This is a genomic window from Enterobacter cloacae complex sp. ECC445 (assembly GCF_021892025.1).
GTDB classification, from domain to species: domain Bacteria; phylum Pseudomonadota; class Gammaproteobacteria; order Enterobacterales; family Enterobacteriaceae; genus Enterobacter; species Enterobacter chengduensis.
In genome coordinates, this window is the sequence record NZ_JAKLRZ010000005.1 from 206,480 (window position 1) to 232,370 (window position 25,891).

Here is a 25,891-nt window from a genome sequence, read left to right on the forward strand (position 1 = left end):
AGAATTATCTCCTTTGGCTAATCCACACAGCAGCTTGAGCTAACCAAATTCCTCTTAGGTGAAATAAAACATGGCAAAACACCTGTTTACGTCCGAGTCCGTATCAGAAGGACATCCTGATAAAATTGCTGACCAAATCTCCGATGCGGTGCTGGATGCGATCCTGGCGCAGGATCCAAAAGCGCGCGTCGCGTGTGAAACCTATGTCAAAACCGGCATGGTTCTGGTTGGCGGTGAGATCACCACCAGCGCATGGGTTGATATCGAAGAGATCACCCGTAACACGGTGCGTGAGATCGGCTATGTGCATTCTGATATGGGCTTTGATGCCAACTCCTGCGCGGTGCTGAGCGCGATTGGCAAACAGTCTCCAGACATCAACCAGGGCGTTGACCGTGCCGATCCGCTGGAACAGGGCGCGGGCGACCAGGGCCTGATGTTCGGCTATGCAACCAACGAAACCGACGTGCTGATGCCAGCCCCGGTCACCTACGCACACCGTCTGGTGCAGCGTCAGGCTGAAGTGCGTAAAAACGGCACCCTGCCGTGGCTGCGTCCGGATGCGAAAAGCCAGGTCACCTTCCAGTACGACGACGGCAAAATCGTTGGCATCGATGCGGTGGTGCTGTCTACCCAGCATTCCGAAGATATCGATCAGAAATCCCTGCAGGAAGCGGTGATGGAAGAGATCATCAAGCCGGTTCTGCCGACCGAATGGCTGAGCTCAGCGACCAAATTCTTCATCAACCCAACCGGACGCTTCGTTATCGGCGGCCCAATGGGTGACTGCGGCCTGACCGGTCGTAAAATCATCGTTGATACCTACGGCGGCATGGCGCGTCACGGCGGCGGTGCGTTCTCTGGTAAAGACCCGTCTAAAGTTGACCGCTCTGCGGCGTATGCGGCACGTTATGTGGCGAAAAACATCGTTGCTGCCGGCCTGGCTGACCGCTGTGAGATTCAGGTTTCCTACGCCATCGGCGTGGCTGAGCCAACCTCCATCATGGTGGAAACCTTCGGTACCGAGAAAGTGCCTTCAGAACAGCTGACCCTGCTGGTGCGCGAGTTCTTCGACCTGCGTCCGTACGGCCTGATTCAGATGCTGGATCTGCTGCACCCAATCTACAAAGAAACCGCGGCGTACGGTCACTTTGGTCGTGAACATTTCCCATGGGAAAAAACCGACAAAGCGGCGCTGCTGCGTGAAGCTGCCGGTCTGAAATAATCGCCTGACACGAGCGTTAAAAAAGCCAGCCTTTGTGCTGGCTTTTTTTTATGTTTGAAACCGCTTACACCATGCCGAATATATCCCGCTTTCAGAATTTTCTCTTTGCATGATCGCCTTTCTTCTGCTGTTACATTCCCTTTCAGTTAAGTCTGAAATGTGTTCTTTCGCGATGCGCATCACCTCATTTACCTCTATATTTTCAAAGCTTTAATTTTATTTACGGTTGCACATTAGTGTAACCGATTACACCTATGTGATTAATCTCACATATTTTTACGGGTCACTCACCTACCCTTAACATCAATAAAACTGATAACCCAACTGGAGGGCATAATGCCTGACAATAAAAAACAGGGGCGTACGTCCAACAAGGCGATGACATTCTTCGTCTGTTTCCTTGCAGCCCTGGCAGGATTACTTTTTGGCCTGGATATCGGCGTGATTGCCGGTGCATTACCTTTCATCACTGACGAATTCCAGATTAGCGCACACACCCAGGAGTGGGTGGTCAGCTCGATGATGTTTGGCGCGGCCGTCGGGGCCGTCGGCAGCGGCTGGCTCTCCTTCAAGCTCGGGCGCAAAAAAAGCCTGATGATCGGCGCGATCCTGTTCGTTGCCGGTTCACTCTTCTCAGCCGCAGCGCCTAACGTTGAGGTCCTGCTGATTTCCCGCGTGCTGCTCGGCCTGGCCGTGGGCGTGGCGTCCTATACCGCCCCGCTTTACCTGTCTGAAATCGCGCCGGAGAAAATTCGCGGCAGCATGATTTCGATGTACCAGCTGATGATCACCATCGGTATTTTGGGTGCATACCTTTCCGATACCGCGTTCAGCTACAGCGGCGCATGGCGCTGGATGCTTGGCGTCATCATCATCCCGGCTATTCTGCTGCTGATTGGCGTCTTCTTCCTGCCGGACAGCCCGCGCTGGTTCGCCGCGAAACGTCGTTTCCACGATGCCGAACGCGTCCTGATGCGCCTGCGCGACACCAGCGCCGAAGCGAAAAACGAGCTGGAAGAGATCCGCGAAAGCCTGAAGGTCAAACAGTCCGGCTGGGCGCTGTTTAAAGAGAACAGCAACTTCCGCCGCGCGGTGTTCCTTGGCGTGCTGCTGCAGGTCATGCAGCAGTTCACCGGGATGAACGTCATCATGTACTACGCGCCGAAAATCTTTGAGCTGGCCGGCTATACCAACACCACCGAGCAGATGTGGGGCACCGTTATCGTCGGCCTGACCAACGTGCTGGCGACCTTTATCGCCATCGGCCTGGTGGACCGCTGGGGACGCAAGCCTACCCTGACGCTGGGCTTCCTGGTGATGGCGGCCGGTATGGGCGTGCTCGGGACCATGATGCATGTGGGCATTCACTCACCAACCGCCCAGTACTTTGCCGTTGGCATGCTGCTGATGTTTATCGTCGGGTTTGCAATGAGCGCCGGTCCGCTGATTTGGGTACTGTGCTCTGAGATCCAGCCGCTGAAGGGGCGTGATTTTGGCATCACCTGCTCTACCGCAACCAACTGGATTGCCAACATGATCGTCGGCGCAACGTTCCTGACCATGCTCAATACCCTGGGCAACGCGAATACCTTCTGGGTCTACGCCGGTCTGAACATCTTCTTTATTGTGCTGACCATCTGGCTGGTTCCAGAAACCAAACACGTTTCACTGGAACATATTGAACGTAACCTGATGAAAGGTCGTCCTCTGCGCGAAATCGGCGCTCACGACTAATTATCTTGCGGGAGGCGCCTCTTGCGCCTCCCCGCTTCGCGCTTTATGCTCTGCCCCTATGAAAGCACCCCGTCTCCCCATCGCCATTCAGCAGGCCGTTATGCGCAGCCTGCGGGAAAAACTCGCCCAGGCGAACCTGAAGCTCGGTCGCAATTATCCTGAACCCAAACTCGTCTACCAGCAGCGTGGAACCTCGGCCGGTACCGCCTGGCTCGAGTCGTATGAGATCCGCCTTAACCCGGTGCTGATGATGGAAAACCAGCAGGCGTTTATCGAGGAAGTGGTACCGCACGAGCTGGCACATCTGCTGGTGTGGAAACACTTTGGCCGCGTCGCGCCGCATGGAAAAGAGTGGAAGTGGATGATGGAGGCAGTGCTCGGCGTTCCGGCACGCCGTACCCATCAGTTCGAGCTGGAATCGGTGCGCCGCAATACCTTCCCCTATCGCTGCCAGTGTCAGCAGCACCAGCTTACCGTCCGCCGCCATAATCGCGTGGTGCGTGGCGAGGCGACCTACCGCTGCGTCAAATGCGGCGAGCCGCTGGTGGCGGAATAATCACCTGAACTTTCAGGAACTTTCCTGATCTGACTGATTGCATACAGGAACAACATTCGTTACGTTGCGGGCTCGTTTTGACACGGAGTGTAAGATGTCCCGTAATATTTCTCTCGCGGTCGCCTTTCTGACGACGGCGCTTTCCGGCCACGCCCTGGCCGACGGTATCAACAGTTTTTCCCAGGCTAAGGCAGCAGGCGTGAAGGTGAACGCCGACGTGCCTGGCGATTTCTACTGCGGCTGTAAAATTAACTGGCAGGGTAAAAAAGGGGTCGTCGACCTTGAGTCCTGCGGCTATAAGGTGCGTAAAAACGAAAACCGCGCCAGCCGCATCGAATGGGAGCATGTCGTTCCGGCATGGCAGTTCGGCCACCAGCGCCAGTGCTGGCAGGATGGTGGCCGTAAAAACTGCGCCAAAGATCCGGTTTATCGCCAGATGGAAAGCGATATGCATAACCTGCAGCCTGCCGTGGGTGAAGTGAACGGCGATCGCGGCAACTTTATGTACGGCCAGTGGAACGGTGGCGAAGGCCAGTACGGCCAGTGCGGCATGAAGGTAGATTTCAAAGAAAAAGTGGCCGAGCCCCCTGCCCGCGCGCGCGGCAGTATCGCCCGCACCTATTTCTACATGCGTGACCGTTACGACCTCAACCTCTCCCGCCAGCAGACGCAGCTGTTCAACGCCTGGGACAAGCAATACCCGGTGACGGAGTGGGAATGCCAGCGCGACGAACGTATCGCCAGAGTCCAGGGGAATCACAACCCTTACGTCCAGCGGGCTTGCCAGGCGCAAAAGAGCTAACCTACACTACGGCAATTCGCTTATCTCGCATGACACATGGAATTTCTGACTATGCGCATTCCCCGCATTTACCATCCTGAACCGATTACCGCAGGCCGCGAAATCGCCCTCACCGATGACGCCGCCAACCACGTTGGCCGCGTGCTGCGGATGGGGGCCGGTCAGGCCATACAGCTGTTCGACGGATCGAACCAGGTTTTCGACGCGGAAATCACGCGGTCTGATAAAAAAAGCGTCCACGTTAACGTTCTGCGCGGTGAAGTGGACGATCGTGAATCACCGCTGCACATCCATCTGGGGCAGGTGATGTCGCGCGGCGAGAAAATGGAGTTCACGATCCAGAAATCCATTGAACTGGGTGTAAGCCTCATTACGCCACTTTTTTCTGAACGCTGTGGCGTTAAACTGGATGCGGAACGTCTGAACAAAAAGATCCAGCAGTGGCAGAAAATTGCTATTGCGGCGTGCGAGCAGAGCGGCCGCAACCGTATTCCGGAGATTCGCCCGGCGATGGATCTGGAGGACTGGTGTGCAGAAGAGGACAGCGGGCTGAAGCTCAATCTTCATCCGCGCGCCAGCGCCAGCATCAATACGCTGCCCCTGCCCGTTGAGCGCGTACGCCTGCTGATTGGCCCCGAAGGCGGCCTGTCGGCGGATGAAATTGCGATGACGGCACGTTACCAGTTTACTGATATTCTGCTGGGACCTCGCGTTCTGCGCACTGAGACAACGGCACTCACGGCCATTACCGCGCTACAGGTACGGTTTGGCGATCTGGGTTGAAGCATTAACGGAGAAGAACATGATCAAGCTCGGCATCGTGATGGACCCCATCGCAAACATTAACATCAAGAAAGATTCCAGCTTCGCCATGCTGCTGGAAGCGCAGCGTCGCGGCTATGAACTCCACTACATGGAGATGAACGATCTTTACCTGATCAACGGTGAAGCACGCGCGCGCACCCGCCTCGTTAACGTCGAGCAGAACTACGACAAATGGTACGAATTCGGCACCGAGCAGGACATTGCGCTTGCCGATCTCAACGTCATCCTGATGCGTAAAGATCCGCCGTTCGACACCGAATACATCTACTGCACCTATATTCTTGAACGTGCCGAAGAGAAAGGCACGCTGATCGTCAACAAGCCGCAGAGCCTGCGCGACTGCAACGAAAAGCTCTACACCGCCTGGTTCTCTGACCTGACGCCGGAAACGCTGGTGACCCGCAGCAAAGCGCAGCTGAAAGCATTCTGGCAGAAGCACGGCGACATCATCATGAAGCCGCTGGACGGCATGGGCGGCGCGTCGATTTTCCGCGTGAAGGAAGGCGACCCGAACATTGGCGTGATTGCCGAAACGCTGACCGAGCTGGGCACGCGTTACTGCATGGCGCAAAACTATATTCCGGCGATCAAAGACGGCGACAAGCGCGTGCTGGTGGTGGATGGCGAACCGGTTCCTTACTGCCTGGCGCGTATCCCGCAGGGTGGCGAGACCCGTGGTAACCTGGCCGCCGGTGGCCGCGGCGAGCCGCGCCCGCTGACCGAAAGCGACTGGGAGATTGCCCGCCGCGTTGGCCCGACGCTGAAAGCCAAAGGCCTGATCTTCGTCGGTCTGGACATCATCGGCGATCGTCTGACCGAAGTGAACGTCACCAGCCCAACCTGCATTCGTGAAATTGAAGCGGAATTCCCGATCTCGATCACCGGAATGCTGATGGACGCTATCGAAAAACGTTTACAGAAATAACCTAACAATACTCTATTAGTGACAGCGCCTGAGTTTGTCCCCATACTGGGCGCTGTCGCTTTTTAAACCAGGAAACAGTACCTCTGACAATGAATTTACAGCATCACTTTCTTATTGCCATGCCTGCTCTCCAGGACCCGATTTTTCGCCGCGCCGTGGTTTATATCTGTGAATACAATGAAGACGGCGCGATGGGCATTATCATCAATAAACCGCTCGAAAATCTTCAGGTTGAAGGCATTCTGGACAAGCTGAAAATCCCGGCGGAAGCGCGACTGCCGGAAATCCGGCTTGATAAACCCGTGATGCTGGGTGGTCCTCTTGCAGAAGATCGCGGCTTTATCCTGCATACGCCGCCGGTATTCTCTTCCAGCATTCGCATTTCGGATAACACCGTCATCACCACTTCGCGCGACGTGCTCGAAACGCTGGGCACCGCAGAGCAGCCTTCTGAAGTGCTGGTAGCGCTGGGCTATTCGTCCTGGGAGAAAGGCCAGCTTGAGCAAGAGATCCTCGATAACGCCTGGCTGACCGCTCCTGCGGACATGAATATCCTGTTTAAAACTCCTATTGCCGATCGCTGGCGTGACGCGGCGAAGCTGATTGGCATTGATATCCTGACCATGCCTGGCGTAGCGGGGCACGCCTGATGAGCGGAACACTTTTGGCCTTTGATTTTGGTACCAAAAGCATTGGCGTCGCCGTGGGTCAGCGCATCACCGGTACCGCGCGTCCGCTCGCGGCCCTGAAGGCCAACGACGGCACGCCGGACTGGAACCTTATCGAACGCCTGCTCAAAGAGTGGCAGCCGGATGACGTGATTGTCGGGTTACCGCTCAACATGGACGGCACGGAACAGCCGCTGACCGCCCGGGCGCGTAAGTTCGCCAATAAAATCCACGGCCGCTTTGGCGTCTCCGTGAAGCTGCACGACGAACGTCTCAGCACCGTTGAAGCGCGTGCGGGCCTGTTTGAGCACGGTGGATTCCGGGCGCTCAACAAAGGCAGCGTGGACTCCGCTTCAGCCGTCATCATCCTCGAAAGCTATTTCGAGCAGGGTTTTTAAGCGCGGGGGCCTACAGCCGCCCCTGCGCCCGCCTCTCCGCCAGGCTCTGGTCAAAATTCTGCATTCCCGCCTGCTGACCGGTTTGAATAATGCCGGGCAGCTGCCACGTTTTTCCTTCGCGAATAAGATTCGCCGCCGCGGCGGTGTTCACCAGCAGTTCATACAGCGCGACGCGTCCGCCCTGAAGATCGGGAAGCAGCCTCTGCGCCAGCACCGCACGCAGGCTGCCGGCCAGCTGGTTACGGACCGGATCTTTCTCCTGCGCCGGAAACGTATCCACCAGCCGCTCAATCGCCTGCGATGCCCCGCGCGTGTGCAGCGTCGCCAGCACCAGATGCCCGGTTTCCGCCGCCGTGAGCGCCAGGCGGATCGTTTCGCTGTCGCGTAGCTCCCCGAGCAGAATCACGTTCGGATCCTGGCGTAAGGCGCTGCGCAGCGCGTCGGCAAATGACGGGCTGTGCTGACCTATCTCCCGCTGCTGGATCAGGCAACGTTCGCTCTGGTAGATAAACTCCACCGGATCCTCAAGCGTGAGGATATGCCCGTCAGCATGGTGGTTAAGAAAATCGACCATCGCCGCCAGCGTTGTGGACTTGCCGCTGCCTGTCGCCCCCGTGACCAGAATCAGCCCGGCGTCGTTGGTCAACAGTTCCGGGATTGCCCGCGGCGCGCCCAGCGAAGCGAGCTGCGGGCAGGTACGCGGCAACAGCCGCAGCGTCACAGAAACGCCGCGCATCTGCCTAAAAGCGCTGCCGCGCAGGCGCTGGCCTCCCGACACCGTCACGGCAAAATCAGCCTGACCGTTTGCCCACCACGCGCCCTGCTGCTCATCGTTGAGCCACGTCTTTAATAATGCCTCCACGTCGGGAGGCGGAAAGGGAGCAGGCTCAAGCCGGCCCGTTCTTCGCCAGCGCGGTGGCGAATCACTGCACAGGTGTAGATCGGAGACGTTATGCTTTACACTAAGGGCCACAATTTCTTCCACATCCATAGACTACTCCTCGGAAAATGAACGACATTGCGCATAACCTGGCACAGGTCCGGGACAAAATCTCAGCCGCAGCAACGCGTTGCGGCCGGGCTTCAGAAGAAATTACGCTGCTTGCAGTCAGCAAAACCAAGCCTGCGAGCGCCATCGCAGAAGCCATCGATGCCGGCCAGCGGGCGTTTGGTGAAAACTACGTGCAGGAAGGCGTGGATAAAATTCGCGACTTCCAGGAACAGGGGATTACGAATCTGCAGTGGCACTTTATTGGCCCCCTGCAGTCGAACAAAAGCCGTCTGGTGGCGGAGCACTTCGACTGGTGTCACACCATTGACCGTCTGCGTATTGCTACCCGCCTGAACGACCAGCGTCCGGCGGAGATGCCTGCGCTTAACGTGCTGATTCAGGTCAACATCAGCGACGAAAACAGCAAGTCCGGCATTGCGCTGAGCGAGCTGGACGCGCTGGCTGCGGAGGTGGCCAAACTGCCGCGCTTAACCCTGCGTGGTTTGATGGCAATCCCGGCGCCTGAGTCAAGTTATGAAAGGCAGTTTGCCGTGGCACAGCAAATGGCTGTAGCATTTGAGGCGCTTAAAGCGCGCTATGAAACGGTAGACACGCTTTCTCTGGGCATGTCGGATGATATGGAAGCCGCCATCGCGGCAGGCAGCACTATGGTGCGCATCGGCACGGCTATTTTCGGTGCGCGCGACTACTCAAAATAATAAGGAAACCTGAGGAACGCCATGAAGACGTTGACTTTCCTGCTCTCAACTGTGCTTGAGCTGTATACGATGGCGCTTTTGCTGCGCGTCTGGATGCAGTGGGCCCGCTGTGATTTTTACAATCCGTTCTCCCAGTTTGTCGTGAAAATCACGCAACCCGTGGTCGGACCGCTGCGCCGCATTATCCCGGCCATGGGTCCCATCGACAGTTCGTCTCTGCTGGTGGCGTTTATTCTCAGCGTGATCAAAGCCATCGTGCTGTTTATGGTCATCACCTTCCAGCCGATTATCTGGATTGCTGCCGTCCTGATTCTGATCAAAACCATCGGCCTGCTGATTTTCTGGGTGCTGCTGGTGATGGCGATCATGAGCTGGGTGAGCCAGGGGCGTAGCCCGGTGGAGTACGCCCTGATTCAGCTGGCCGAGCCGCTGCTGCGTCCGATCCGTAACCTGCTTCCGTCCATGGGCGGCATCGATTTTTCGCCGATGATCCTGGTTCTGCTGCTCTATGTGATCAACATGGGGATCGCTGAACTGCTGCAGTCTACGGGCAATATGCTGCTGCCGGGGCTGTGGATGGCGCTATGAGTGCAGTAAGCACCTGCGCTGACGGGCTGGTTTTGCGGCTGTATATTCAGCCGAAAGCCAGCCGTGACGCTATTGTTGGGCTGCATGGCGACGAGCTAAAGGTCGCCATCACCGCCCCGCCGGTTGACGGCCAGGCGAACGCGCATCTGACCAAATATCTGGCAAAACAGTTTCGCGTCGCCAAAAGCCAGGTCATCATTGAAAAAGGTGAACTTGGGCGGCATAAACAGGTAAAAATCCTTAATCCGCAAGCTATCCCGACGGAAGTCGCGGCTCTGAAAGAACAGGACTAAACCATGCAGAAAGTTGTTCTCGCGACCGGCAACGCCGGTAAAGTACGCGAGCTGGCCTCGCTATTAAATGATTTTGGGCTGGATGTGGTCGCTCAGACCGATCTTGGCGTGGAGTCCGCCGAAGAGACGGGGCTGACGTTTATCGAAAACGCGATCCTGAAAGCGCGCCACGCGGCGCAGATTACCGGCCTGCCCGCGATTGCCGACGACTCCGGCCTGGCGGTGGATTTTCTCGGCGGCGCGCCGGGGATTTACTCCGCGCGCTATTCCGGCGTTGACGCCACCGACCAGCAGAATCTGGAAAAGCTGCTTGTCGCCCTGAAGGACGTGCCCGACGAACAGCGCACCGCGCAGTTCCACTGCGTGCTGGTCTATCTGCGTCATGCAGAAGATCCAACGCCAATCGTCTGCCACGGCAGCTGGCCGGGCGTCATTACCCGTGAAGCGGCGGGCAACGGCGGCTTTGGCTACGACCCCATTTTCTTTGTCCCGACCGAGGGCAAAACCGCCGCGGAACTGACCCGCGAAGAGAAAAGCGCGATTTCCCACCGTGGACGCGCGCTGAAACTGTTACTGGAAGCACTGCGTAATGGCTAATTTGCCACCTCTGAGTCTTTATATTCACATCCCGTGGTGCGTGCAGAAATGCCCGTACTGCGATTTCAACTCGCACGCGCTGAAGGGCAAAGTGCCGCACGATGACTACGTTGCGCATCTGCTGGCCGACCTGGACGCCGATGTACCTTACGCACAGGGACGTGAAGTTAAGACCATTTTCATTGGTGGCGGTACGCCGAGCCTGCTGTCAGGCCCGGCGATGCAAACGCTGCTGGACGGCGTGCGTGCGCGCCTGAACCTGGCCGCGGATGCGGAAATTACGATGGAAGCCAACCCCGGCACCGTTGAGGCCGACCGTTTTGTCGACTATCAGCGCGCGGGCGTGAACCGTATCTCCATCGGCGTGCAGAGCTTTAGCGAGCCGAAGCTGAAGCGCCTGGGGCGCATTCACGGCCCGGAAGAGGCAAAGCGCGCGGCACACCTGGCGACGGGGCTTAATCTTCGCAGCTTTAACCTCGATCTGATGCACGGCCTGCCGGACCAGTCGCTCGAAGAGGCGCTGAACGACCTGCGCCAGGCGATTGAACTGAACCCGCCGCACCTGTCGTGGTATCAGCTCACCATCGAGCCCAACACCCTGTTTGGTTCCCGTCCTCCGGTGCTGCCGGACGACGACGCGCTGTGGGATATCTTCGAGCAGGGCCACCGGCTGTTAACTGCCGCGGGCTATCAGCAGTACGAGACGTCTGCGTATGCGAAACCGGGGTATCAGTGTCAGCACAACCTGAACTACTGGCGTTTTGGCGACTACCTGGGGATTGGCTGCGGCGCGCACGGCAAGGTGACCTTCCCGGATGGGCGCATTCTGCGTACCGCCAAAACCCGCCACCCGCGCGGGTATATGGAGGGCCGCTATCTGGAGCGCCAGCACGACGTCGAGGCGGCGGATAAGCCGTTTGAGTTCTTTATGAACCGCTTCCGCCTGCTGGAAGCCGCGCCGCGCGCGGAATTTGCGCGTTACACCGGTCTGCCGGAGTCAGTGATTCGCCCGCAGATTGACGAAGCGCTGGCGCAGGGGTATCTCACCGAGAGCGAGGAATACTGGCAGATCACCGAGCACGGCAAACTGTTCTTAAACTCTCTTCTTGAGCTGTTCCTCGCCGAAGAATCCTGAAGGCTGATTCAGGATTTTGCATCCCGTTCTGCCGGCTGAGGGAAAGGCTGGCAGAGTGTGGGGATGGAAATGACTCGCTCATACGCAAAACAGCTCAGACGCGAGCTGACAAAAGAAGAAAGACGACTCTGGTATTTACTGCACAGCCGCCGTTTCGAGAATTATAAATTTCGCCGACAGCATCCGGTAGGAAACTACATCCTGGATTTCGCATGCTGTGCGGCCCGTCTGGCCATCGAACTGGATGGCGGATAGCATGATGAAAATCAGGAATACGATCGCCAAAGGTCGAAGTGGTTAAACCAAAAGGGCTGGTATGTCATTCGTTTCTGGAACAACGAACTCTGGAGTAACGAAGAAGCGGTATTAGAAAAGATCCTTGAAACATTGCAAATGCTGCTACCCTCACCACGGCCCTCTCCCTAAAAGGGAGAGGGAGCAAACCATCCCCTCGCCCCTTGTACGGTCCGGGGACATAGTTGACAGGTGTTCGGGGACATGGTGAACACTTTTTCTTCAGGTCGATCACCCCCACCTTCGTGCTGTACCACCACACCATCATCGTATTCCGGTGGCGTCACGGGGCCGGTCCTGCAGGCCGGGTTCACCCTCGACAGCCCAGCGCTGAAGCCACTTGTAGCTGGTAGCAGGTGAAATGCCGAAGCGACGGCAAAGGAAACGGATGCGTCCTGCGAGGCGAGCAAAACAAACTCGGTACGTAATGACATGGTATCTCTCGCATCCCAGGGCATAAGCGACTCCATTAGCGGGTTCTTATGCCTTAGTTGTAAGTGTCTACTATGTCCCCGGACTGTACACCCTAAAAGGGAGAGGGAGCAAACCATCCCCTCGCCCCTTTGGGGAGAGGGTTAGGGTGAGGGGCCCTGCGCGCAGAGGATTACTTCAGCGTTCCCACCAGCGCCTTCCGGCTATCTTCAAGCGATACCACGCGTTTACACACGTCTTTGCCGAACTGCTGGAAATCAGCTTCCTGGTTCTTCCACTCGTTCTGAATGGAGGTCTGCAGGCCACCTAAACTTCCCAGCACGCCCTGCAGCGGGTTACCGCCGCCCTTCAGCACCGCTTTGGCGCCCATCTCGTTGATGCTGTCCTGCAGGATGCCGCCCATCGCCTGGTTCACCAGCTGCTGTCCGTCAGCTCGCACCTGATCGATCGCCTTGTAGTGGAACGTCAGGCCGTCGGTGCGCGTCTCGATAATCCGGTTCATCTGCTCTTTAAGCTGCTTGTCCAGCTTGGTCAGGCGGGTGCGCATGTTGCTGCTCTCTCCCACCTCTTTGGTGATGATCTTATCCAGCGCGACGCGGCTCTTTTCGACGCGCGTCAGCGCGCCGTCATTAATCCATGGCAGCGCGGTACGCAAATCGGCCTGATAGTCTTTCGCCTGCTCACGCTGTGCGGCGGTCAGGTTGTACTGCTTGCCGTTAAAGGTGACGTTTCCTTCCGGCGTAATCACCAGATTGCCGTTCTCGCCTTTGACCTGCACGGTTTGCGGGTTCAACACCACGTCATCACGCGGGGTGACGCTACATTGATAATCCGCATGGGCGGTGAATCCGGTTGCCATCAAAGCAACAGCCAGCAACGTTTTGCGCATCTTAAACACTCCCTCAGACAAAATGGGCCAGCTAATGCTGGCCCCTTACTGCTTTATTAGTCCCACCAAACGTCGAAAAGTTCGCTGACGCGGACATCTTCGAGCTTGTGGTCTTCAAGCCATTTACGAACCAGGGCCTGATGTTCTTCGGTGCATTTACCCACTTCCTGGGTGCAGATCAGACCTTCCCAGGCCAGGTAGCCGCTACCGTCGAAGGCCAGCTTGTTAGGCTCGATCACCTCGTTGATGAACGCGTCCACGTCCCGATCGATCTGCTCAACGCTGGTGCCTTCCGGGAAACGCCACGCAACGGAGAAGCCCACTTCCTGGAATTCTTCGATGTGCATTTTTTTACGCAGACGACGGCTACGATTCTTTGCCATTATTTCACCCTCTCGAACATTAAGTCCCATACACCGTGACCAAGACGATGGCCACGCTGTTCAAATTTCGTTACCGGACGCGATTCCGGACGCGGTACATAGTCGTTGCTCGCAGACTGGTTTTTATAGCCGTCCAGCGACGACATCACTTCCAGCATATGTTCCGCATACGGTTCCCAGTCGGTCGCCATATGGAAGACACCGCCCAGCTTCAGCTTGCTTTTCACCAGCTCGGCAAACGGTGCCTGAACGATACGGCGTTTATTATGACGCGCTTTGTGCCACGGGTCAGGGAAAAAGAGCTGAACCATGGTTAAAGAATTGTCAGGAATCATTTTGTGCAGCACTTCCACCGCGTCGTGACACATCACGCGCAGGTTCTCAACGCCCTCTTCATGGGCCGTTGCCAGGCATGCACCCACGCCCGGGGAGTGGACTTCAATACCGAGGAAGTTCTGCTCCGGGCGGGCTTTCGCCATGGCCACCAGCGAGGTGCCCATACCAAAACCGATCTCCAGCGTGACGGGTGCTTCGCGGCCGAACAGTTCGCTAAAATCCAGAGGCTGCTCGCTGAACTCAACGCCCATCACCGGCCAGTAGCTGTCCAGCGCGTGTTGCTGCCCTTTTGTCAGGCGGCCCTGACGGCGGACAAAGCTGCGAATACGGCGCAGCGGGCGACCGTTTTCATCAAATTCCGGTGAAATGACGTCGTTTTTCATAAAAGAGTTGTCTGCTTGTGAGAATGTTCGGGAAACGGGCATTATCCAAAGTTAAGGCGTCTATGCAAGCATGGGAAAGATCCGGTTTACAGCAGATTGACGCTGTGCTGCAATCTGCGTCCCTGATTATGCGAATCGATGACCATGCAAGCCTCTCAATTTTCAGCCCAGGTGCTGGACTGGTACGACAAATACGGGCGCAAAACCCTGCCCTGGCAAATTGAAAAAACGCCGTACAAAGTATGGCTCTCCGAGGTGATGCTGCAACAAACGCAGGTTGCCACGGTGATCCCTTACTTCGAGCGTTTTATGGCGTGCTTCCCGACGGTGACCGATCTCGCCAACGCCCCGCTCGACGAGGTCCTGCATCTGTGGACCGGTCTTGGCTATTACGCCCGCGCGCGCAACCTTCACAAGGCGGCGCAGCAGGTCGCCATGCGCCACAACGGAAAATTCCCGGAAACCTTCGATGAAGTAGCAGACCTACCCGGCGTAGGACGCTCAACCGCGGGCGCCATTCTCTCCCTCTCTTTAGGCAAGCATTTCCCAATCCTCGACGGCAACGTGAAGCGCGTGCTGGCACGCTGCTACGCCGTCGACGGCTGGCCGGGGAAGAAGGACGTCGAAAAACGCCTTTGGGAAATCAGTGAAGCGGTCACCCCGGCGAACGGCGTCGAGCGTTTTAACCAGGCGATGATGGATCTCGGCGCGATGGTCTGCACGCGCTCAAAGCCGAAGTGCGAACTCTGCCCGGTGAATAATCTCTGCGTAGCGTATGCCAACCATTCGTGGGCGCAGTATCCGGGTAAGAAACCCAAACAGACGCTGCCGGAGCGCACCGGCTATATGCTGCTGATGCAGCACGGCGACGAGGTCTTCCTGGCCCAACGTCCGCCGAGCGGCCTGTGGGGTGGTCTATACTGCTTCCCACAGTTTGAAGATGAAGACCTGCTGCGTGAATGGCTTAAACAGCGCGGGATTGCTGCCGATAACCTGACGCAGCTAACCGCGTTTCGCCATACCTTCAGCCATTTCCACCTGGATATTGTCCCCATGTGGCTTCCCGTGTCCTCATTTGCCTCGTGCATGGATGAAGGCACCGCTCTCTGGTATAACTTAGCGCAACCGCCATCAGTCGGGCTGGCGGCTCCCGTGGAGCGCCTGTTACAGCAATTACGTGCCGGTGCAATGGTTTAGCATCGACAAGAAAAAGAGGAATGAGTATGGCCAGAACGATTTTTTGTACTTTCCTGCAGCGCGACGCTGAAGGCCAGGATTTCCAGCTTTATCCGGGCGAGCTGGGTAAACGCATCTACAATGAAATCTCCAAAGAGGCCTGGGGACAGTGGCAGAAAAAGCAGACCATGCTGATCAACGAGAAAAAGCTCAGCATGATGAACCCGGAACACCGCAAGCTGCTGGAGCAGGAGATGGTCAGCTTCCTGTTTGAAGGTAAAGACGTGCACATCGAAGGCTATACGCCACCGGAAAAATAGTATCGCGCCGCTGTTGCCGGGTGGCGCTTCGCTTACCCGGCGAAAGCAACGACTAAGCAAACACAACACGCACTCCCGGAATGATGAAAAAACTTTTAGCGCTAGCCCTTGTTGCGCCGTTGCTTGTCTCGTGTTCGTCAAAAAAAGGCGAGGATTTCAACGAAGCCTGGATCAAGGACACCAACGGTTTTGACATTTTGATGGGGCAGTTTGCCCACAACATCGAGAACATATGGGGATTTAACGAAGTTCTTATTGCCGGACCGAAGGACTACGTTAAGTACACCGACGCCTATCTGACCCGTAGCCACATCAACTTTGATGAGGGTACGATCACCATTGAGACCATCGCAGGCACCGATCCTGCGGCACGACTGCGTCAGGCGATTATCAAAACCCTGCTGATGGGTGACGATCCGGGCTCAATCGATCTCTACTCCGATGCCGACGATATCACCATCTCGAAAGAGCCGTTCCTGTACGGCCAGGTCGTCGATCAGACCGGCCAGCCGATCCGCTGGGAAGGCCGCGCCACGAAGTTTGCCGACTACCTGCTGCAGACGCGCCTGAAGAGCCGCTCTAACGGCCTGAAGATTATCTACAGCGTCACCATCAACCTCGTTCCGAACCACCTCGACAAGCGTGCGCATAAGTACATTGGCATGGTGCGCCAGGCCTCGCGCAAGTACGGCGTGGACGAGTCGCTGATCCTGGCGATTATGCAGACCGAATCCTCGTTCAACCCGTACGCGGTAAGCCGTTCCGACGCCCTGGGCCTGATGCAGGTTGTGCAGCATAGCGCCGGGAAAGACGTCTTCCGCGCGCAGGGGAAATCCGGCACGCCGAGCCGCAGCTATCTGTTCGACCCGCAGAGCAACATTGATACCGGCACGGCCTATCTGGCGATGCTGAACAATGTCTATCTCGGCGGCATCGATAACCCGACCTCACGCCGCTATGCGGTGATCACCGCCTATAACGGCGGCGCGGGCAGCGTGCTGCGCGTCTTCTCGAACGACAAAGTGCAGGCCGCAAACATCATCAACAGCATGGCGCCGGGGGATGTTTACTCCACCCTCACCACCCGCCACCCTTCAGCGGAGTCCCGCCGGTATCTGTATAAGGTGAACACGGCGCAGAAGAACTACCGTCGTCGCTAAAACCAACATCCCCCTCACCCTGCCCTCTCCCCAAAGGGGAGAGGGTGTTCAAGTTCCCTCTCCCCTTTGGGGAGAGGGTTAGGGTGAGGGGACATCAGTCCGCACCCATCTCACCCCACCCATACGAAAATGTTATTTGCATCACAATCCAAACTGCAAATTAATGTGGATTGCATTTTTTTGCGGGAGGTAACAAAACATATCGTTGCCAACTGATAGAATTGCATCAAATAACAACCCTGAATGTTCCCAAAACAACATATCTCCCGCTCACTTGTGAGGAAAGTAACATGAACCTTAAGCTGCAGCTTAAAATATTGTCGTTTCTGCAGTTCTGCCTGTGGGGTAGCTGGCTGACTACACTCGGCTCCTATATGTTTGTGACGCTCAAGTTCGACGGTGCGTCAATCGGTGCCGTATACAGCTCGCTCGGTATTGCGGCGGTCTTCATGCCAACGCTGCTGGGCATCGTGGCGGATAAATGGCTAAGCGCTAAATGGCTGTACATGCTTTGCCATCTGGTGGGGGCGGGGACGCTGTTTATGGCAGCCCAGGTAACCACGCCGGGGGCGATGTTTATGGTGATCCTGCTTAACTCGCTGGCCTATATGCCAACGCTTGGCCTGATCAACACCATCTCCTACTACCGCTTGAAGTCTGCGGATATGGACATCGTGACCGATTTCCCACCAATCCGTATCTGGGGCACCATCGGCTTTATCATGGCAATGTGGGGCGTGAGCTTCGCGGGCTTTGAACTGAGCCATATGCAGCTCTACATCGGTGCCGCGCTCTCCGTGCTGCTGGCAATCTTCACCCTGACGCTGCCGACCATTCCGGTGTCTAACCAGCAGAAAAACCAGAGCTGGAGCACCATGCTCGGTCTCGACGCGTTCGCGCTGTTCAAAAACAAGCGCATGGCGATCTTCTTTATCTTCTCCATGCTGCTGGGCGCTGAGCTGCAGATCACCAACATGTTCGGCAACACCTTCCTGCACAGCTTCGACAACAACCCGCTGTTCTCCGGCAGCTTTATCGTTGAGCACGCGTCGGTGATGATGTCCATCTCTCAGATTTCTGAGACGCTGTTCATCCTGACCATCCCGTTCTTCCTGAGCCGCTACGGCATCAAGAACGTCATGCTGATCAGTATCGCGGCGTGGATGCTGCGCTTCGGCCTGTTCGCCTACGGCGACCCAAGCCCGTTCGGCACCGTGCTGCTGGTGCTGTCGATGATCGTGTACGGCTGCGCCTTCGACTTCTTCAACATCTCCGGTTCCGTGTTTGTCGAGAAAGAGGTGAAGCCTGAGATCCGCGCCAGCGCGCAGGGCATGTTCCTGATGATGACCAACGGCTTCGGCTGTATTCTGGGCGGCGTGGTGAGCGGTAAGGTGGTTGAGATGTACACCACCAACGGCATCACCAACTGGCAGCCGGTGTGGCTGATCTTCGCGGCGTACTCGCTGGTGCTGTTCTTCGCGTTCATCGCGCTGTTCAAGTACAAGCACGTGCGCGTGCCGAACGGTGCGCAGCCGATCGCGCACTAATCTTTGGTGTGTTGTGCCCGGTGGCGGCTACGCCTTACCGGGCCTACAAAGCACAGCAAGCAGGCCGGGTGAGCGTTAGCGCCACCCGGCTATTTTATTGCAGACAGCACCCACCCCACCGACAGTAAATCCGCGCTGCCGCCCGGACTCAGGTTTCGTTCTATCAATGCGTTATCCATCTTAAGCAACGCCTCGCGGTCCCAGCCGTTAGCCAGCAGTTCCCGAGCATAGCCCTGAACGTAGCGCAGCCCTTCCATGCCGCCGCGCGATACCAGGTTGCTGTCCTGATTAACAGCCATCAGGCGTAGCAGAAGGCCGTGAAGCGACCGCCCGTTCCACTGCGCCAGCGCCTTGCGCACCGTGGCAAAGCCGCTTTCCGCCTCGCCGCGCGCGCCGGTTAAGCCGTACCGCTGAAACTGCCGCTCGCCCGCCGTCGCCTGTCCGCTGCGCGCGGCCAGCTCCCGCGACACCAGCCCGCGGCAGATGTTACTCACCTCACAACAGAGGCTGTCTGCGGAGATATTTTTCACACGTCCGGCGGCGAAGCAGAGTAAACCGAGGGCAAAAATCCCGCCTTTATGCGTGTTCACCCCGTTCGTCGCGGCGTACATCGCCTGCTCGCAGGCCATCCCCATTGGGCGGATAATTCGTAGCTGTTCGCCAGCGGCCTTATCCGCATGCGCGCTGCCCAGCTCGGCAAAGCGCGCAAACCACGGCGTAATCGCCGCGATGCTGCGGACGAACAGCGCGTGGTCCATATCGCGGTGGGAACCGTTGTTGAGCGTGTCCACCAGCCCCGGCTTGGGCGTCAGCTCCAGCTCCTGCCACAGCGCCGCTTCGGCAAGCGCGGGCACGTCCGCAATGCGGGGCTTAGTCGCGAGCAAACCAGTCATCAATCATCTTCTCCACGCGGGAAACCACCTGCTCAACGGGGTGATTGCGCGAGCGGGAACAGGCGTGCGCGGGCGCGTCGCAGATCAGGCAGCGCCGGAGATTTGCCCCCAGCGACTGACGCCCAACGTGGCCGTGCTGAGGGCAGATCACGTCCAGATCCCACAGCCTGCCGAGCGGGTGCGTCTGCTCCAGATCCGCGCAGTGCGCTTTGATTTCCGCCGCCGGATGGGCCACGCACCACAGGGCTTCAGGCCCGGTCGGGAGCCACAGCACCTGGCGGTCCAGCACCTGCCAGCGGTTCTCCCACAGCAGCTGGTCGCACGTCTGTAGCGCCACGCCCATGGTGTTGCGATAGCGCAGGCTATCCTTAATTTCCCCTGGCGTAACCAGCGTGAGGGATATCACCGGCTGTTGATAGTGCTCGAGCATGTCAGCCTGACGCGCTGCGCGGCGATCTTTCGCCGCCAGCAGTTCATCAAGGCTGACACCCGCCCGCACGGGTGTCGCTAACGTCATACTTCCTCCTTCACCTGTCGCACGGTGTCGATCACGCTGCCGTCGCGGTAGCGGATCACCCCGACGATTTTGTCGGTAAATTCAATTGGCTTCGGTACGCCGGTCAGGGAAATCGCCCGCTCGTACAGCGCGTTGATATCCACCACCTTCAGTCCGGCGGCCATCAGCCGCTCGCGGACCTCCGGGCGCGCCGGGTTGACCGCAATGCCGTGATCGGTGACCAGCACGTCAATGCTTTCACCCGGCGTGAGGCGCGTGGTGACGCGCTTCACCACCGTCGGAATGCGGCTGCGCAGCAGCGGCGCGACGACGATGGTCAGGTTTGCCGCGGCGGCCACGTCGCAGTGCCCGCCGGACGCGCCGCGCATCACGCCGTCGGAGCCGGTGATGACGTTGACGTTGAAATCGACGTCGATTTCCAGGGCGCTAAGGATCACCACGTCGAGCTGGTCGCAGCTTGCCGCCTTGCTGCCGGGGTTGGCGTAGACGTTGGTGGAGATCTCCACGTGGTTAGGGTTGCGCGCCAGCGAGGCCGCCGCCTGGCCGTCAAAGCACTGGGTATCGAGCAGCTTTTCGATCAGCCCCTTCTCGTGCAGATCCACCAGGCTGCCGGTGATGCCGCCGAGCGCAAAGCGCGCCTTCACGCCGCTGCGCTCCATCTTCTCCTCCATAAAGCGCGTGCAGGCGGTCGCCGCCGCGCCGGAGCCGGTCTGCATCGAGAAGCCCGGCTTGAAGTAGCCGGAGTGCTCGATCACGTCCGCCGCGTAGCGGGCGATCATCAGCTCGCGCGGGTTGCTGGTGACGCGGGCCGCGCCGACGCTGATTTTCGCCGGGTCGCCCACGCTTTCAACCTGCACGATGTAGTCCACCTGGTCCTGCACCAGGCTGGCGGGCATATTGGGGAACGGCACCAGTTCTTCGGTCAGCAGCACCACCTTGCGGGCAAAGTGCGCGTCCACCATGGCGTAGCCCAGCGAGCCGCAGCACGATTTGCCGTGCGTGCCGTTGGCGTTGCCAAACTCATCGCTGCACGGCACCCCGAGAAACGCCACGTCGATATTCAGCTCGCCGTCCTGGAGCAGCTTCACGCGCCCGCCGTGGGAGTGAATTTGCACCGGCTCGTCCATCAGCCCGTGGGAGATGGCGTCCGCCAGCCTGCCGCGCATGCCCGAGGTGTAAATTCGGGTGATGACGCCGCTTTCAATATGCTCAATCAGCGCGTCGTTACAGGTCATCAGCGAGCTGGAGGCCAGGGTCAGGTTTTTGAAGCCCATCTGCGCCAGCAGCGCCACGACGGTGTTGATCACCCGGTCGCCTTCGCGAAACGCGTGGTGGAAAGAGATGGTCATTCCGTCCTGCAGGCCGCAGCGCTTCACCGCCTCTTCAACGGAGGCGCACAGTTTACGGCTGTGCTTCGCGTCGCTGTCCGCCAGCCACGGCGTGGCGGTGTGGGCGGTATCAAAGGGTGTTAAGTCCCGCAGATGGGGAAAATTCACGTGAAGAAGTTCAGTTTGATTCATTGTCTTATCCTTACCGACGCACGCCGGAGGCCGCCGCGCGCTCCAGCACCACCTGCGCGTGGTTAATAATCGGTGCATCCACCATTTTGCCGTTAAGCGACACCACGCCCAGGCCGTTACGCTCGCCCTCTTCTGCCGCCTCAATCACCCTTTTGGCGTGTTCCACCTCTTCCTGGGTCGGGGCGTAGGCGTTGTGCAGCAGGTCTATCTGGCGCGGGTTGATCAGCGATTTGCCGTTAAAGCCCATCTTGCGGATCAGATCGACCTCACGCAGGAACCCGGCCTCGTCGTTAACGTCGGACCACACCACGTCGAAGGCGTCGATGCCCGCCGCGCGGGCGGCGTGCAGCACGGCGCAGCGGGCGTAGAACAGCTCGGTGCCGTCGCCGCGCTCGGTCTGCATGTCCATCACGTAGTCAAAGGCGGCCAGCGCGATGCCGATGAGGCGCACAGAGCTGCGGGCAATCGCCACGGCGTTAATCACGCCAATGGCCGACTCAATCGCGGCCATCACGCGGGTGGAGCCGACCTCGCGCCCGCACTCGCGCTCGATACGCTCGAGGTGGCCTTCCAGCTCGTAGATATCGTCCGGGGTGTCGGTTTTCGGCAGGCGAATCACGTCCACGCCCGCCCGCACGGCGGCCTCCAGATCCAGCAGGCCAAACGGCGTGCTCAGCGGGTTAATGCGCACCACGGTTTCGATATCCTGATACATCGGGTGCTGAAGCGCGTGGAACACCAGCATGCGTGCGGTGTCCTTCTCGCGCAGGGCAACGGCGTCCTCAAGGTCAAACATGATGGAATCGGGGCGGTAGATAAAGGCGGTGGAGAGCATGGCGGCGTTAGCGCCCGGCAGGAACAGCATGCTGCGGCGAAGTTTGCTCATTTCAGCGCCCCCCAGCTGATGGTCTGATCATCGGCGGCACGCATCAGCGCGCTTTGCAGGCGGGCGCGAATAACACAGTCCAGCGCCCCTTTATCTTCAATAATGATGAGTCCCTGGTGCACGTTCATGGCGCGCAAGGTGTCATTGACGACCTGGCGGATCTGCTCGCCAAACTGCTTAATCACTTCGCTGTGGATGACGATCTCCAGCTCGCCGTGAGCGGGCGCGATTTTCACCATCAGGTCGCTGGACTCCTGCGTGCCGGCCAGCGCCTCCCTTACAATTTTCATGATAAATTCCTGGTAGTTAAGCGACTTCGGCACTCGCACGGTAATGCGTTTCGAGATGCGCGAAGGTGGAGTCCGGGACAATCTCCCGGATCCGGGAAAACTGCTGTGTCTTGAGTAAGCGGCGCACTTCGGACGCGGAAATGGCGTTGCCGGTGGCCTTGATGCGCGGCATTTCCACCACCTCAATATGCGAGGCCAGCAGGTCGTGCAGCGTCTGGTTGTACTGCCGGGTGATGTCGCAAAACGGCTCCGAGCCGATGAAGCGGTGCGTGATGCCGAGCGCCGGGGCAATAAAATCCCGGAAGATCAGCACGTCGATCTCGCTCCACGCCTGCTGCACTTTGCCGGTCTCCTTCAGAAAGTAGGCCGGGAAGGTGGCGCGGGAGATGATGTACTGCGAGCCTTCATGCACCACCACGTTCGGCAGATGCGCCACGCCCGCCCGCACCATCTCAATGCGCGCGCTAAACGGGAAGAACGACGCGTCTTCACGCACCACGAACAGGTGCAGGGCATCGCACCGCGCCGCCGCCTGCTCCACCAGATGGCGGTGGCCGAGGGTGAACGGATTGGCGTTCATCACTATCGCGCCGATGTTCTCCCCGCATTTGCGCTTCGCGCGCAGGGAGCGGCAGTAGCGCTCAATTCCCTGCGGGGTGTTCTCCATCAGCACCGCGTTGTTTCCGCTCTGGGCAATCGGCCAGAAGCCGCTGCGGGCAAAGCGCTCCCGGTTGCACGGACGCGTACAGAGGAAGAGGTGAAAATGGCCGCGCTCCAGCGCCGCATTTTCCACTTCTGCCAGCAGCCGGGCGCTGAGGTTCTCACCGCGAAGCTGCTCGTTGACCGCCACGCATTTGATGACGTTGGCGGCAAGCCCTGCGCACCCCACCAGCTGCGGGCCGGACCAGGCCTCGACGAACAGCGTGATGTCGTTGTCCAGGCCAAGGCCGCTGTCTGCCAGCAGGTAGCGGATCTGGCTTAAGCGCTCCGGATGCTTCGCCACGAGGGTGTGGCGAAAATCGATGGGTTGCGAGTGCATGCTGCCGCCTTACTTAATGTGCTGACGCAAGCCCGACGGCTGGCGCTTCCACGATCACGTTGCTCAGATGACCGATATGCTCGATCTCCACCTCAATGCGATCGCCCTCCTTCATAAACAGCGGCGGGTTTCGCTTTTTACCCACCCCGCCCGGGGATCCGGTGATGATCACGTCGCCCGGGCTGAGGCGGGTAAAGGTGCTGATGTACTCGATCAGCTCCGCCACCTTGTGGATCATGCTGCTGGTGTTGTCTTCCTGCACCATGCAGCCGTTCAGCCAGGTGCGGATCGCCAGCTGGTGCGGATCCGGGATCTCATCCGCCGTCGCCATCCACGGGCCAAACGCGCCGGTCTGACGCCAGTTTTTGCCGGCCGTAAACCAGGTGTGCTGCCAGTCGCGGGCGGAGCCGTCCATGTAGCAGCTGTAGCCCGCCACGTGGCGCAGGGCGTCGTCGCGGCTGATGTTCTCCCCGCCTTTGCCGATGATCACCGCCAGCTCGCCTTCATAGTCGAATTCGCTGGAGTGGCGCGGCTTCAGCACCGGCTCGTTGTGGCCGGTCTGTGAATCCGGGAAACGGACAAACAGCGTCGGGGCCGGGTTATGCTGGTCAAACTCCTTGCGCTTGTCGGCGTAGTTCATGCCCACGCAGAGGATTTTTTCCGGCTGCTCAATCACCGGTAAGAAGGTGATGGCGCTCAGCGGCACGTCCACCGCGTCGTTCAGGTAGCGGGTGGCCTGCGCCAGCCCGTTGCCCTGCAGCAGCGCCTTGAGGTCGCCGTAGCGGTCGCCCAGGCGGCGGCCTAAATCAATCACGCCGTCGGCCTGGACGATGCCGTAGCTGCGTTTTCCCTGGTATAAAAAGCTTGCGAGTTTCATTGTTCTTTCCTGAAAACTTAAACGAGGAAGTTGCCCAGAATCAGCAGAGAGATAGAGACGTTAATCGCGCCGCCGATACGGGTAGCAATCTGGGCGAACGGCATCAGGCTCATGCGGTTGCCTGCGGTCAGGATCGCCACGTCGCCGGTACCGCCCTGCCCGCTCTGGCAGCAGGAGACGATGGCGACATCAATCGGGTGCATACCGATCTTTTTGCCGACGAAGAACCCGGTCGCCACCAGCGCGGAGACGGTGCTGACAATCACCAGCAGGTTGCTGACGGTGAACGCCGCCACCAGCTCATGCCACGGGGTGATGGCCACGCCAACGGCGAAGAGAATCGGGTAGGTCACCGAGGTCTGGAAGAATTTGTACACCACCTGGGAACCTTCCAGCAGGCGCGGAGAGGCGCCGTTGCAGAGCTTCACCAGCACCGCCATAAACAGCATGCCGACCGGGGCAGGCAGGCCAATCAGCTTGTGGCCGAGCATGCCCAGCATGTAGAGCAGCACCGCCAGCAGCGCGCCGGAGGCGATCGTGGTCACGTCCGCTTTGCCGGAAAACGCGGGCTGAGAAACGGCGGCATCGGCATTCGCGCGGTTAGGCATCAGCTGGCCTTCGCCGGTCAGGTGCGGGTAGCGTTTACCGAGCTGGTTCAGGCAGCCGGAGATGATGATTGCCGTCAGGCCGCCGAGCATCACCATCGGCAGCACGCGGCCGAGCGCCACGCCCTGGTCCATGTGCAGCAGGGTGGCATAGCCGATGGAAAGCGGGATCGCCCCTTCCCCGACGCCGCCCGCCATGATCGGCAGAATGATAAAGAAGAAGATCTGGAACGGCTCAAGACCCAGCGCCAGGCCGACGCCCATGCCCACCAGCATGCCGACGATTTCACCGCACAGCATCGGGAAGAAGATGCGCAGGAAGCCCTGAATCAGCACCGTGCGGTTCATGCTCATGATGCTGCCGACGATAATGCAGCAGATGTAGAGATAGAGAATGTTGGTGGATTTGTAGAACTTGGTGGTGGACTCGACCACCACGTCCGGCAGCAGGCCGTAATAGACCAGCGCGGAAGGGATAAAGGTGGCGCAAATCGCCGCTGCCCCGAGCTTGCCGACAATCGGCAGGCGTTTGCCAAACTCGCCGCAGGCGAAGCCGAAGAAGGCCAGCGTGGCGACCATGACCACGATATCGCTCGGCAGCTTTCCGCCCAGGCAATCAATGGCAATCAGCGCGCCCGCCAGAACGAACAGCGGCAGAGGAATAATCCCAATTTTCCAGGTATCCATAATATGCCACCAGCGCTCTTTGAGCGAAGGTCGCTGAATTTCAATCGGGTCGTGGGTAACAGAGAAAGAATCGTCAGTTGTGCTCATAATAAGCCCCTTGGTTATTTTGTGCGTTCAGCTTAGAGTCACAAAGGCTTACTTTATGTGAGGGATGGCATATTAAAAGCGAAGTTTTAATGGCCGCTATGGTTTTAATGGTTT

29 protein-coding genes and 2 pseudogenes are annotated in these 25,891 nt (G+C 58.4%); 18 read left to right on the plus strand and 13 right to left on the minus strand.

Annotated elements, in window-relative coordinates:
• The first annotated feature begins 70 nt into the window (after positions 1-70).
• The 8 genes from metK (at position 71) to ruvX (ending at position 7,133) form a co-directional block, all read left to right on the plus strand.
• Positions 71-1,225 carry a methionine adenosyltransferase gene (gene metK, locus L6R44_RS07065; protein ID WP_010435443.1) on the plus strand — a complete coding sequence of 385 codons (1,155 nt, stop codon included), beginning with the start codon at positions 71-73 and terminating at the stop codon, positions 1,223-1,225.
• 336 nt (positions 1,226-1,561) lie between these two features.
• The gene (galP, locus tag L6R44_RS07070; protein ID WP_237423680.1) at positions 1,562-2,959 is read left to right on the plus strand and encodes a galactose/proton symporter; all 1,398 of its coding nucleotides are present in this window, start codon (positions 1,562-1,564) and stop codon (positions 2,957-2,959) included.
• A 58-nt stretch (positions 2,960-3,017) separates the two neighbouring features.
• Positions 3,018-3,515 (plus strand): SprT family zinc-dependent metalloprotease, encoded by a 498-nt coding sequence (locus tag L6R44_RS07075; protein WP_032650144.1) that lies wholly within the window; start codon positions 3,018-3,020, stop codon positions 3,513-3,515.
• Positions 3,516-3,609: 94 nt separating this feature from the next.
• Positions 3,610-4,317: a deoxyribonuclease I gene (endA, locus tag L6R44_RS07080; RefSeq protein WP_032643327.1), complete on the plus strand. Its 708-nt coding sequence runs from the start codon at positions 3,610-3,612 to the stop codon at positions 4,315-4,317.
• Between the two features lie 51 nt (positions 4,318-4,368).
• Positions 4,369-5,100: a 16S rRNA (uracil(1498)-N(3))-methyltransferase gene (gene rsmE, locus L6R44_RS07085; protein ID WP_237423736.1), complete on the plus strand. Its 732-nt coding sequence runs from the start codon at positions 4,369-4,371 to the stop codon at positions 5,098-5,100.
• A gap of 19 nt (positions 5,101-5,119) precedes the next feature.
• A complete protein-coding gene (gshB, locus tag L6R44_RS07090) occupies positions 5,120-6,067 on the plus strand; it encodes a glutathione synthase (RefSeq protein ID WP_237423681.1) in 948 nt (315 codons plus the stop codon).
• Between the two features lie 89 nt (positions 6,068-6,156).
• Entirely contained in the window at positions 6,157-6,717 is a 561-nt protein-coding gene (locus tag L6R44_RS07095) for a YqgE/AlgH family protein (protein WP_008499752.1), read from the plus strand.
• Complete coding sequence (gene ruvX / locus L6R44_RS07100) at positions 6,717-7,133, plus strand: Holliday junction resolvase RuvX (RefSeq protein ID WP_008499753.1); 417 nt, start codon at positions 6,717-6,719, stop codon at positions 7,131-7,133. Before L6R44_RS07095 ends, ruvX begins: the two co-directional genes overlap by 1 nt.
• A 10-nt stretch (positions 7,134-7,143) precedes the next feature.
• Here the strand turns inward: ruvX and L6R44_RS07105 are convergent, their stop codons facing one another.
• Entirely contained in the window at positions 7,144-8,124 is a 981-nt protein-coding gene (locus tag L6R44_RS07105; protein ID WP_237423682.1) for a type IV pilus twitching motility protein PilT, read from the minus strand.
• Positions 8,125-8,141: 17 nt separating this feature from the next.
• On the opposite strand from L6R44_RS07105, the gene L6R44_RS07110 reads away from it, so the two are divergent.
• The 6 genes and pseudogenes from L6R44_RS07110 to L6R44_RS07135 all read left to right on the plus strand — a co-directional run bounded on the left by L6R44_RS07110 (position 8,142) and on the right by L6R44_RS07135 (position 11,882).
• Entirely contained in the window at positions 8,142-8,843 is a 702-nt protein-coding gene (locus L6R44_RS07110) for a YggS family pyridoxal phosphate-dependent enzyme (RefSeq protein WP_237423683.1), read from the plus strand.
• 21 nt (positions 8,844-8,864) lie between these two features.
• Positions 8,865-9,431, plus strand: coding sequence for a YggT family protein (locus L6R44_RS07115; RefSeq protein ID WP_045890332.1), 567 nt, complete (start codon positions 8,865-8,867; stop codon positions 9,429-9,431).
• A complete protein-coding gene (yggU, locus tag L6R44_RS07120) occupies positions 9,428-9,724 on the plus strand; it encodes a DUF167 family protein YggU (protein WP_237423684.1) in 297 nt (98 codons plus the stop codon). The genes L6R44_RS07115 and yggU overlap by 4 nt, the downstream gene beginning before the upstream one ends.
• A gap of 3 nt (positions 9,725-9,727) precedes the next feature.
• The gene (locus L6R44_RS07125; RefSeq protein WP_032643339.1) at positions 9,728-10,321 is read left to right on the plus strand and encodes an XTP/dITP diphosphatase; all 594 of its coding nucleotides are present in this window, start codon (positions 9,728-9,730) and stop codon (positions 10,319-10,321) included.
• Positions 10,314-11,456 carry a radical SAM family heme chaperone HemW gene (hemW, locus tag L6R44_RS07130; protein ID WP_237423685.1) on the plus strand — a complete coding sequence of 381 codons (1,143 nt, stop codon included), beginning with the start codon at positions 10,314-10,316 and terminating at the stop codon, positions 11,454-11,456. The genes L6R44_RS07125 and hemW overlap by 8 nt, the downstream gene beginning before the upstream one ends.
• A 63-nt stretch (positions 11,457-11,519) precedes the next feature.
• Positions 11,520-11,882: pseudogene (locus L6R44_RS07135) on the plus strand (endonuclease domain-containing protein).
• A gap of 153 nt (positions 11,883-12,035) precedes the next feature.
• Here the strand turns inward: L6R44_RS07135 and L6R44_RS07140 are convergent.
• The 4 genes and pseudogenes from L6R44_RS07140 to trmB form a co-directional block, all read right to left on the minus strand.
• Positions 12,036-12,208, minus strand: a pseudogene (locus L6R44_RS07140) (helix-turn-helix domain-containing protein); the annotation flags it as partial.
• Between the two features lie 146 nt (positions 12,209-12,354).
• Entirely contained in the window at positions 12,355-13,071 is a 717-nt protein-coding gene (locus tag L6R44_RS07145; RefSeq protein WP_237423686.1) for a DUF2884 domain-containing protein, read from the minus strand.
• A 56-nt stretch (positions 13,072-13,127) separates the two neighbouring features.
• Positions 13,128-13,454: a YggL family protein gene (locus L6R44_RS07150; protein ID WP_045329295.1), complete on the minus strand. Its 327-nt coding sequence runs from the start codon at positions 13,452-13,454 to the stop codon at positions 13,128-13,130.
• Positions 13,454-14,173 (minus strand): tRNA (guanosine(46)-N7)-methyltransferase TrmB, encoded by a 720-nt coding sequence (gene trmB, locus L6R44_RS07155; protein WP_237423687.1) that lies wholly within the window; start codon positions 14,171-14,173, stop codon positions 13,454-13,456. The genes L6R44_RS07150 and trmB overlap by 1 nt, the downstream gene beginning before the upstream one ends.
• 144 nt (positions 14,174-14,317) lie before the next feature.
• On the opposite strand from trmB, the gene mutY reads away from it, so the two are divergent.
• The 4 genes from mutY to L6R44_RS07175 all read left to right on the plus strand — a co-directional run bounded on the left by mutY (position 14,318) and on the right by L6R44_RS07175 (position 18,376).
• A complete protein-coding gene (mutY, locus tag L6R44_RS07160; RefSeq protein WP_237423688.1) occupies positions 14,318-15,370 on the plus strand; it encodes an A/G-specific adenine glycosylase in 1,053 nt (350 codons plus the stop codon).
• 26 nt (positions 15,371-15,396) lie between these two features.
• Entirely contained in the window at positions 15,397-15,669 is a 273-nt protein-coding gene (locus tag L6R44_RS07165; protein ID WP_008499765.1) for an oxidative damage protection protein, read from the plus strand.
• Between the two features lie 83 nt (positions 15,670-15,752).
• Entirely contained in the window at positions 15,753-16,829 is a 1,077-nt protein-coding gene (gene mltC / locus L6R44_RS07170; protein WP_237423737.1) for a membrane-bound lytic murein transglycosylase MltC, read from the plus strand.
• A 290-nt stretch (positions 16,830-17,119) separates the two neighbouring features.
• On the plus strand, positions 17,120-18,376 hold the full coding sequence (locus L6R44_RS07175; RefSeq protein WP_023618641.1) for a nucleoside permease: 1,257 nt from the start codon (positions 17,120-17,122) through the stop codon (positions 18,374-18,376).
• Positions 18,377-18,465: 89 nt separating this feature from the next.
• On the opposite strand, the gene citG is transcribed toward L6R44_RS07175, so the two are convergent.
• The 8 genes from citG to L6R44_RS07215 are packed head-to-tail and all read right to left on the minus strand — an operon-like array spanning position 18,466 to position 25,777.
• Positions 18,466-19,269, minus strand: a complete 804-nt coding sequence (citG, locus tag L6R44_RS07180; protein WP_237423689.1) for a triphosphoribosyl-dephospho-CoA synthase CitG — start codon at positions 19,267-19,269, stop codon at positions 18,466-18,468.
• On the minus strand, positions 19,247-19,786 hold the full coding sequence (citX, locus tag L6R44_RS07185; protein ID WP_032643353.1) for a citrate lyase holo-[acyl-carrier protein] synthase: 540 nt from the start codon (positions 19,784-19,786) through the stop codon (positions 19,247-19,249). Before citX ends, citG begins: the two co-directional genes overlap by 23 nt.
• Complete coding sequence (citF, locus tag L6R44_RS07190; protein ID WP_237423690.1) at positions 19,783-21,306, minus strand: citrate lyase subunit alpha; 1,524 nt, start codon at positions 21,304-21,306, stop codon at positions 19,783-19,785. The genes citX and citF overlap by 4 nt, the downstream gene beginning before the upstream one ends.
• A 10-nt stretch (positions 21,307-21,316) precedes the next feature.
• Positions 21,317-22,192, minus strand: a complete 876-nt coding sequence (citE, locus tag L6R44_RS07195) for a citrate (pro-3S)-lyase subunit beta (RefSeq protein WP_237423691.1) — start codon at positions 22,190-22,192, stop codon at positions 21,317-21,319.
• A complete protein-coding gene (gene citD, locus L6R44_RS07200; RefSeq protein WP_237423692.1) occupies positions 22,189-22,482 on the minus strand; it encodes a citrate lyase acyl carrier protein in 294 nt (97 codons plus the stop codon). The genes citE and citD overlap by 4 nt, the downstream gene beginning before the upstream one ends.
• A gap of 16 nt (positions 22,483-22,498) precedes the next feature.
• Positions 22,499-23,521 (minus strand): [citrate (pro-3S)-lyase] ligase, encoded by a 1,023-nt coding sequence (gene citC, locus L6R44_RS07205; protein ID WP_237423693.1) that lies wholly within the window; start codon positions 23,519-23,521, stop codon positions 22,499-22,501.
• A 13-nt stretch (positions 23,522-23,534) separates the two neighbouring features.
• The gene (locus L6R44_RS07210) at positions 23,535-24,398 is read right to left on the minus strand and encodes a fumarylacetoacetate hydrolase family protein (protein ID WP_237423694.1); all 864 of its coding nucleotides are present in this window, start codon (positions 24,396-24,398) and stop codon (positions 23,535-23,537) included.
• A 17-nt stretch (positions 24,399-24,415) separates the two neighbouring features.
• On the minus strand, positions 24,416-25,777 hold the full coding sequence (locus L6R44_RS07215) for a 2-hydroxycarboxylate transporter family protein (RefSeq protein ID WP_237423695.1): 1,362 nt from the start codon (positions 25,775-25,777) through the stop codon (positions 24,416-24,418).
• Positions 25,778-25,891 lie beyond the last annotated feature (114 nt).

Bases quoted from the DNA above. Each gene is read 5' to 3' on its own strand.
- metK (WP_010435443.1), top strand. From the start codon at position 71: ATGGCAAAACACCTGTTTACGTCCGAGTCCGTATCAGAAGGACATCCT.
- galP (WP_237423680.1), top strand. From the start codon at position 1,562: ATGCCTGACAATAAAAAACAGGGGCGTACGTCCAACAAGGCGATGACA.
- L6R44_RS07075 (WP_032650144.1), top strand. From the start codon at position 3,018: ATGAAAGCACCCCGTCTCCCCATCGCCATTCAGCAGGCCGTTATGCGC.
- endA (WP_032643327.1), top strand. From the start codon at position 3,610: ATGTCCCGTAATATTTCTCTCGCGGTCGCCTTTCTGACGACGGCGCTT.
- rsmE (WP_237423736.1), top strand. From the start codon at position 4,369: ATGCGCATTCCCCGCATTTACCATCCTGAACCGATTACCGCAGGCCGC.
- gshB (WP_237423681.1), top strand. From the start codon at position 5,120: ATGATCAAGCTCGGCATCGTGATGGACCCCATCGCAAACATTAACATC.
- L6R44_RS07095 (WP_008499752.1), top strand. From the start codon at position 6,157: ATGAATTTACAGCATCACTTTCTTATTGCCATGCCTGCTCTCCAGGAC.
- ruvX (WP_008499753.1), top strand. From the start codon at position 6,717: ATGAGCGGAACACTTTTGGCCTTTGATTTTGGTACCAAAAGCATTGGC.
- L6R44_RS07105 (WP_237423682.1), bottom strand. From the start codon at position 8,124: ATGGATGTGGAAGAAATTGTGGCCCTTAGTGTAAAGCATAACGTCTCC.
- L6R44_RS07110 (WP_237423683.1), top strand. From the start codon at position 8,142: ATGAACGACATTGCGCATAACCTGGCACAGGTCCGGGACAAAATCTCA.
- L6R44_RS07115 (WP_045890332.1), top strand. From the start codon at position 8,865: ATGAAGACGTTGACTTTCCTGCTCTCAACTGTGCTTGAGCTGTATACG.
- yggU (WP_237423684.1), top strand. From the start codon at position 9,428: ATGAGTGCAGTAAGCACCTGCGCTGACGGGCTGGTTTTGCGGCTGTAT.
- L6R44_RS07125 (WP_032643339.1), top strand. From the start codon at position 9,728: ATGCAGAAAGTTGTTCTCGCGACCGGCAACGCCGGTAAAGTACGCGAG.
- hemW (WP_237423685.1), top strand. From the start codon at position 10,314: ATGGCTAATTTGCCACCTCTGAGTCTTTATATTCACATCCCGTGGTGC.
- L6R44_RS07145 (WP_237423686.1), bottom strand. From the start codon at position 13,071: ATGCGCAAAACGTTGCTGGCTGTTGCTTTGATGGCAACCGGATTCACC.
- L6R44_RS07150 (WP_045329295.1), bottom strand. From the start codon at position 13,454: ATGGCAAAGAATCGTAGCCGTCGTCTGCGTAAAAAAATGCACATCGAA.
- trmB (WP_237423687.1), bottom strand. From the start codon at position 14,173: ATGAAAAACGACGTCATTTCACCGGAATTTGATGAAAACGGTCGCCCG.
- mutY (WP_237423688.1), top strand. From the start codon at position 14,318: ATGCAAGCCTCTCAATTTTCAGCCCAGGTGCTGGACTGGTACGACAAA.
- L6R44_RS07165 (WP_008499765.1), top strand. From the start codon at position 15,397: ATGGCCAGAACGATTTTTTGTACTTTCCTGCAGCGCGACGCTGAAGGC.
- mltC (WP_237423737.1), top strand. From the start codon at position 15,753: ATGAAAAAACTTTTAGCGCTAGCCCTTGTTGCGCCGTTGCTTGTCTCG.
- L6R44_RS07175 (WP_023618641.1), top strand. From the start codon at position 17,120: ATGAACCTTAAGCTGCAGCTTAAAATATTGTCGTTTCTGCAGTTCTGC.
- citG (WP_237423689.1), bottom strand. From the start codon at position 19,269: ATGACTGGTTTGCTCGCGACTAAGCCCCGCATTGCGGACGTGCCCGCG.
- citX (WP_032643353.1), bottom strand. From the start codon at position 19,786: ATGACGTTAGCGACACCCGTGCGGGCGGGTGTCAGCCTTGATGAACTG.
- citF (WP_237423690.1), bottom strand. From the start codon at position 21,306: ATGAATCAAACTGAACTTCTTCACGTGAATTTTCCCCATCTGCGGGAC.
- citE (WP_237423691.1), bottom strand. From the start codon at position 22,192: ATGAGCAAACTTCGCCGCAGCATGCTGTTCCTGCCGGGCGCTAACGCC.
- citD (WP_237423692.1), bottom strand. From the start codon at position 22,482: ATGAAAATTGTAAGGGAGGCGCTGGCCGGCACGCAGGAGTCCAGCGAC.
- citC (WP_237423693.1), bottom strand. From the start codon at position 23,521: ATGCACTCGCAACCCATCGATTTTCGCCACACCCTCGTGGCGAAGCAT.
- L6R44_RS07210 (WP_237423694.1), bottom strand. From the start codon at position 24,398: ATGAAACTCGCAAGCTTTTTATACCAGGGAAAACGCAGCTACGGCATC.
- L6R44_RS07215 (WP_237423695.1), bottom strand. From the start codon at position 25,777: ATGAGCACAACTGACGATTCTTTCTCTGTTACCCACGACCCGATTGAA.